This is a genomic window from Faecalimonas umbilicata, assembly GCF_004346095.1.
Lineage (GTDB): Bacteria > Bacillota > Clostridia > Lachnospirales > Lachnospiraceae > Faecalimonas > Faecalimonas umbilicata.
In genome coordinates this window covers 82,606-88,669 of sequence record NZ_SLZV01000009.1, presented here as the reverse complement: position 1 = coordinate 88,669, position 6,064 = coordinate 82,606, and the positions used below count along the sequence as shown (strand labels likewise).

Sequence of the window (6,064 nt, the reverse complement as noted above, 5' to 3'; positions counted from 1 at the left end):
CAACCACCCTATGATGTAACGCCACTTTAGATAGCAATATCTATTGGGGTTAAAGGTCGGAGACGTAAGTCGTTAGTACGACTGGGCAGTTACAAACCCATGACCTTTAGGTCGTGGGTAGTTGACTAAGACTTGCAGTGCTTGCCGGTGAGATGCAGGTGGCGCTTATGTTTGTGGCAGCATTAACATTTTTTACATATCTTTTTGTGGGATGTGCTTATCCAAAAAGATTTGCCTGCATGAAAATTGTAAAAAGATATTTATCGTTCAGAGAGTTGAAGGATTTCATTGAAAAAGAGAAGTTTAACCGATTTGTGATGGAGGACATATCGGATCCGTTTGATTTTTATTATTCTGAAAACTGGTTTTTCGTAAAGGAAGTATATGTTCCGCGAAAAATTGTTTTAGATATTATTGCAGTCAATAAGTCTCTCTTTTCTCCTTTTACGGTAATAGGAATTATCACCGAAAATGGAGAAGCTGTTTTTTTGGCACAGGTTAAAAAAGAAGAGGCAGTTCGCTGATAAAATTCCGGATAAAATGGAGTTTATCAATTATTGCAGACTTTAAGAAGTTGAACATGAAAGAATAAAAAAGAGGAGATGAAAGATTCAGGGGAAATAATCGATGATCTTTCTGCAATTATTTGACACAAGAGGGGATTGTGCGCCATCCGGATTTTGATGACAGAATTGTTGCGTTTGCAGACATGCTGCATGGCAGAACGGAACTTTACGATGACAATTCGCATGGGACGCATGTTAGTTCAATCATCGGCGGGAGTGGAAGGATGTCTGGGGGCAGATATGAGGGAATGGCACCGAAGTGTCAGTTGGTAGTTGTGAAAGTGTTGGATGAGAAAGGAAATGGAAATATCGGAAATGTTCTGCATGGGATCCAGTGGGTGCTGGAAAATCGGGCTCGTTTTCAAATCCGCATTGTAAATATTTCTGTGGGGACATTGCCGAGTGTCAATGAAGAGGGGGCAGAAAAGCTGGTGCAGGCAGTGGAGGCACTTTGGGACGTGGGAATAGTAGTAGTGACTGCAGCAGGCAATTATGGACCGCGTCCAGGCAGTATTACCTCGCCGGGAATCAGCAAGAAAGTGATCACGGTCGGTTCCTGCGATGACCAGTTTTATATGGAAGAGGGAAAGAAAAAGAGAAAAAGTTATTCGGGCAGAGGTCCTACTGCGGAGTGTGTGGTGAAGCCGGATCTTCTTGCTCCGGGAAGCTACATCACATCCTGCAATGCAAGATACAGAGAAAAAGGACAGAAACCGTATACAATGAAGAGCGGAACATCCATGTCCACGCCGGTCGTGAGCGGTGCTATCGCGCTTTTGTTATCAAAATATCCGGATATGTCTAATGTAGAAGTGAAACTACGGCTTCGGGAGAGCAGTATTGATATTGGAAGGCCTCAGAATGAACAAGGATGGGGACTGCTGAATGTAGAGAAGTTGTTGAAGGAATAAGACAGCGCTGTAAAAAATCAGCGCTGTAAAAAGACGAATTCGGAGTCAGAGGAGAGGGAAGGCTCATAGAAGTAGCCGTCGGTGTCGAACTCTTTTAATTTTTCAAAATCAGAAATTCGGTTTGTGATGATATAGTGAACCATTTGACCGCGTGCCATCTTGGCGGCAGTGGCGAGTGTCTTGTAAACTCCATTTTTCCGGACTTTGAAAGAGCAGGTGAGAAAACGAACCGGAGCTTTGACGTATTTTCGGATACATTTTGCATATTCCTCAGAGGCAAGATTGACGATCCGGTCATCGGATGCAGTGAGATCCTGATAGAGAAGGTCAGACCAGTATTCATAAAGGTTCTTTGTGCCTGCAACATTTAGTTTTGTGAGCATTTCCAATCGGTATTCGTAAATACTGTCGTAAGGCTTTAATATTCCATAAGCGCCGCTTAAAATGCGGATCGTCTTTTGAGCATACTCTTTGTCAGAGTCAGAAAAGGTGAGTGGTTTCATATATTTATACTGGATTCCATCATAAGTTTCGATGGCGGCAGTACCGTTCTGATCGAATTTCATTGTCTGGATCCGGTCGGCAGCATCCAGTGCCAAGGATGGATTGATCCGCATAAGAATCTCAAGATCCATCGGGGAATAGGTACGCAGCACCTCGATAATCTCCTGTGTATGGGAAAGATAAGCGGGCAGCGAACGCGGTATCGTTTCGGATTGGGCCGGTTTCATGTTCTTTGCCGGGGAAATGATGATTTTCATAAAAATAAATCCTCCATAGATATCGATTTCAAGTAATGTTTGTAAATGTTCTTCGTCTGGATTGTAGCACAAAAAAAGAGGGCGGCGCAAGAACTTCTCTGCTATGAAAGTTATTGATTTTGCAGAAAATCATCGGTGTCAAGAAAAAATACTTGACACCACATTTTTTTTGTTATATGATACCAAAGGTGATAAAAATGAATGAGATCTTAGAACAGGCATTGCTGTATGATTTTTATGGAGAGCTTTTGACAGCACATCAGAAAAATATATATGAGCAGTTCGTGCTGGAGGATTTATCTTTGAGTGAAATCGCAGAAGATGCGGGAATCAGCAGGCAGGGCGTACACGATTTGATCAAACGGTGCAACAAGACACTGGAGGGATATGAGTCGAAGCTCCATCTTGTAGAGAGATTTCTTTCTATTAAGGAAAAAGTTCACCGCATGAATACATTGTTAGAAGAGAAAGAAAAGATCAGTACAGAAGAGCTGATCCGAGAGATTAAAGGGATTTCTTCGGAAATCTTAGAGGAGTTGTAGTATGGCATTTGACAGTTTAACTGAAAAACTTCAAAATGTATTTAAGAACCTGAGAAGCAAGGGACGTCTGACTGAGGAAGATGTTAAGCTTGCACTGCGGGAAGTAAAGATGGCGCTTTTAGAGGCGGATGTTAATTTCAAAGTTGTCAAAGGGTTTGTGAAAGATGTGCAGGAGCGTGCAGTCGGTCAGGACGTGATGAACGGTCTGAATCCGGGACAGATGGTGATCAAGATTGTAAATGAAGAGTTGATCCGTCTGATGGGATCTGAGACGACTGAGATTCAGCTGCAGCCGGGACAGGCGACCACGGTTATTATGATGGCGGGTCTTCAGGGAGCCGGTAAGACGACGACAACAGCGAAGATTGCAGGAAAGCTGAAGCTGAAAGGGAAGAAGCCACTTCTTGTTGCGTGTGATGTATATCGTCCGGCAGCGATTAAGCAGTTACAGGTGAACGGTGAGAAGCAGGGCGTGGAAGTATTCTCGATGGGTGAGAATCACAAGCCGGTTAATATCGCCAAAGCAGCGATGGAACATGCTGCAAAAAATGGAAACAATGTCGTGATCCTCGATACGGCAGGACGTCTTCATATCGATGAGGAGATGATGGAAGAACTTCAGGAAATCAAAGAACATGTGGAAGTTCATCAGACAATCCTTGTAGTCGATGCGATGACAGGACAGGATGCGGTTAATGTGGCAAATGATTTCAATCAGAAGATTGGAATCGATGGTGTCATTGTGACAAAGCTTGACGGAGATACAAGAGGCGGTGCTGCACTTTCCATTCGTGCAGTAACAGGAAAGCCGATTCTTTATGTCGGAATGGGTGAGAAACTTTCTGATCTGGAGCAGTTTTATCCGGATCGTATGGCATCCCGTATTCTTGGTATGGGAGATGTACTCAGCTTGATCGAGAAGGTCGGAGAAGACATTGACGAAGACAAAGCAAGAGAGATGGGCAAGAAGATTAAGAAGGCCCAGTTTGATTTTGAAGATTATCTGGAGAGTATGAATCAGATGAAAAAGATGGGCGGTCTGTCCAGTATCCTCAGTATGATGCCGGGAATGAACATGGCACAGATGAAGGGATTTGATTCTGAGGAAGGCGAGAAGAAGATGGCACAGATGGAAGCAATCATTTATTCTATGACTGTGAAAGAACGCCGGAATCCAGAGATTTTAAACCCATCAAGGAAGCATAGAATTGCGAAGGGTGCGGGAGTAGATATCAGTGAAGTCAACCGCATGATCAAGCAGTTTGAACAGTCCAAGAAGATGATGAAGCAGCTTCCGAATTTAATGGGCGGCAAAGGTGGTAAAAAAGGCAGATTCAAGCTTCCTTTTTAGCACATAGATAACAAATTTTAAGAGAAAGATGAAGAGGTGAATGAAATGGCAGTAAAAATCAGATTAAAAAGAATGGGACAGAAGAAAGCACCATTTTATAGAATCGTTGTAGCAGATGCAAGATCTCCAAGAGACGGAAGATTTATCGAGGAAATCGGAACATATGATCCGAATCAGGAACCAAGCGCTTTCAAAGTAGACGAGGAAGCAGCTAAGAAATGGTTAAACAACGGAGCTCAGCCAACAGAAGTAGTTGGAAAGATTTTCAAAGCAGCTGGAATCGAAAAATAATCTGAGCCGCGGAGGTGCGCGTGATGAAAGAATTAGTCGAAGTAATTGCGAAAGCATTAGTAGATGATCCGAGCGGTGTTGTAGTTACAGAGAAAACAGAGGGAAAGACAACTGTGATCGAGTTACATGTTTCTGATGCAGATATGGGAAAAGTAATTGGAAAGCAGGGAAGAATTGCAAAGGCGATCCGTTCTGTTGTAAAGGCAGCAGCTGCGAAGGAAGATAAGAAAGTAGTTGTAGATATCGCTCAGTAGAGCGGTATCTATTTTTTTAAAAGGATTCATTGGAAGCAGGAAAGGAGCGTCTGCCGGGTGGAAATAAGAAAGCACAGGCAGAGAAAGATCTTATGGAACAACAATTTCAGGTCGGAGTGATCTCAAGCACGCACGGTGTCAGGGGAGAAGTAAAGGTATTTCCTACCACAGATGATGTGAAGCGCTTCAAGAAGCTGAAGCATGTGTTATTAGATACAGGAAAAGAGCAGTTGCCTTTGGAAGTGGAGCAGGTGAAGTTTTTTAAACAATTTGCGATTTTGAAATTCAAAGGGATTGATAATATAAATGACATCGAGAAGTATAAGGGGAAAAGTCTTCTCGTAGACAGAAAAGATGCGGTAAAATTAAAAAAAGATGAATATTTTATTGCTGATATGATCGGAATGCATGTATTTACCGAAGATGGAGCTGAATTCGGAACGCTCCGTGACGTGCTGGAAACCGGGGCAAACGACGTGTATATCATCGACACGACGGATGGAAAAGAAGTTCTTGTGCCGGCAATCAAACAGTGCATTCTTAATGTGGATATCGAAGAGCAGAAGATGACAATTCATCTGTTAGAAGGGCTGGTATAAAAGATGCATTTTCATATACTGACATTATTTCCGGAGATGGTCTTAAATGGACTTGGGACAAGCATTACTGGAAGAGCAATGGCAAATAATCTGCTTTCAGTGGAGGCTGTTAATATCCGGGATTATGCGAATAATAAACATAATCGGGTGGATGATTATCCGTATGGAGGCGGAGCAGGTATGCTGATGCAGGCAGAGCCGGTGTACGGCGCATACCGCTCGGTGGAAGATTCCATCCAAGAACGCACTGGGAAAGAAGGGCGTACACGTGTTGTATATCTTTCGCCGCAGGGCGGGACTTTCTCCCAGAGTATGGCAGAGGAGTTTGCGAAAGAAGAAGATCTGATCCTCTTGTGTGGTCATTATGAAGGAATTGACGAGCGAGTGTTGGAAGAAATCGTGACAGATTATGTCTCCATCGGAGACTATGTACTGACCGGAGGAGAACTTCCGGCTATGGTAATTGTTGATGCGGTATCCCGTCTGATCCCGGGAGTTCTGCACAATGATACTTCGGCAGAATTTGAGAGTTTTCAGGATAATCTGTTGGAATATCCGCATTATACAAGACCAGAAATCTGGCATGACAAGCAAGTGCCGCCGATCCTTCTGTCCGGACATCATGCCAACGTGGAAAAGTGGAGAAGAGAACAGTCGATCTTGAGAACATGGCAACGAAGGCCGGATTTACTGGATAAGGCAGAACTTACAGAAAAAGAGAAAAAAAACTTGCAAAATATAATAGAGCATGATAGAATGTAACGTGTTGTGAAGTAAAGAGATGGTCCT

General features: G+C 43.2%; 9 protein-coding genes. 8 read left to right on the top strand and 1 reads right to left on the bottom strand.

All coding sequences use genetic code 11. The features are described from left to right. Positions 1 to 173 precede the first annotated feature (173 nt). Together EDD74_RS05960 and EDD74_RS05955 are read left to right on the top strand one after the other, a co-directional pair. Positions 174 to 524: a hypothetical protein gene (locus EDD74_RS05960; protein ID WP_242990192.1), complete on the top strand. Its 351-nt coding sequence runs from the start codon at positions 174 to 176 to the stop codon at positions 522 to 524. A gap of 140 nt (positions 525 to 664) precedes the next feature. Then, positions 665 to 1,477 (top strand): S8 family peptidase, encoded by an 813-nt coding sequence (locus tag EDD74_RS05955; RefSeq protein ID WP_009262124.1) that lies wholly within the window; start codon positions 665 to 667, stop codon positions 1,475 to 1,477. A gap of 17 nt (positions 1,478 to 1,494) precedes the next feature. On the opposite strand, the gene yaaA is transcribed toward EDD74_RS05955, so the two are convergent. Further along, positions 1,495 to 2,238: a peroxide stress protein YaaA gene (yaaA, locus tag EDD74_RS05950; RefSeq protein WP_116442525.1), complete on the bottom strand. Its 744-nt coding sequence runs from the start codon at positions 2,236 to 2,238 to the stop codon at positions 1,495 to 1,497. 197 nt (positions 2,239 to 2,435) lie between these two features. On the opposite strand from yaaA, the gene ylxM reads away from it, so the two are divergent. The 6 genes from ylxM (at position 2,436) to trmD (ending at position 6,037) form a co-directional block, all read left to right on the top strand. Next, positions 2,436 to 2,780: a YlxM family DNA-binding protein gene (gene ylxM / locus EDD74_RS05945; RefSeq protein WP_039861452.1), complete on the top strand. Its 345-nt coding sequence runs from the start codon at positions 2,436 to 2,438 to the stop codon at positions 2,778 to 2,780. A 1-nt stretch (position 2,781) separates the two neighbouring features. Continuing rightward, on the top strand, positions 2,782 to 4,131 hold the full coding sequence (ffh, locus tag EDD74_RS05940) for a signal recognition particle protein (protein ID WP_008975238.1): 1,350 nt from the start codon (positions 2,782 to 2,784) through the stop codon (positions 4,129 to 4,131). Between the two features lie 45 nt (positions 4,132 to 4,176). Further along, positions 4,177 to 4,422: a 30S ribosomal protein S16 gene (rpsP, locus tag EDD74_RS05935; protein WP_008975239.1), complete on the top strand. Its 246-nt coding sequence runs from the start codon at positions 4,177 to 4,179 to the stop codon at positions 4,420 to 4,422. 23 nt (positions 4,423 to 4,445) lie between these two features. Beyond that, on the top strand, positions 4,446 to 4,676 hold the full coding sequence (locus EDD74_RS05930; protein WP_008975240.1) for a KH domain-containing protein: 231 nt from the start codon (positions 4,446 to 4,448) through the stop codon (positions 4,674 to 4,676). Between the two features lie 92 nt (positions 4,677 to 4,768). Beyond that, positions 4,769 to 5,275, top strand: a complete 507-nt coding sequence (gene rimM, locus EDD74_RS05925) for a ribosome maturation factor RimM (protein ID WP_174704864.1) — start codon at positions 4,769 to 4,771, stop codon at positions 5,273 to 5,275. Positions 5,276 to 5,278: 3 nt separating this feature from the next. Beyond that, positions 5,279 to 6,037: a tRNA (guanosine(37)-N1)-methyltransferase TrmD gene (gene trmD, locus EDD74_RS05920; RefSeq protein ID WP_116442322.1), complete on the top strand. Its 759-nt coding sequence runs from the start codon at positions 5,279 to 5,281 to the stop codon at positions 6,035 to 6,037. Positions 6,038 to 6,064 lie beyond the last annotated feature (27 nt).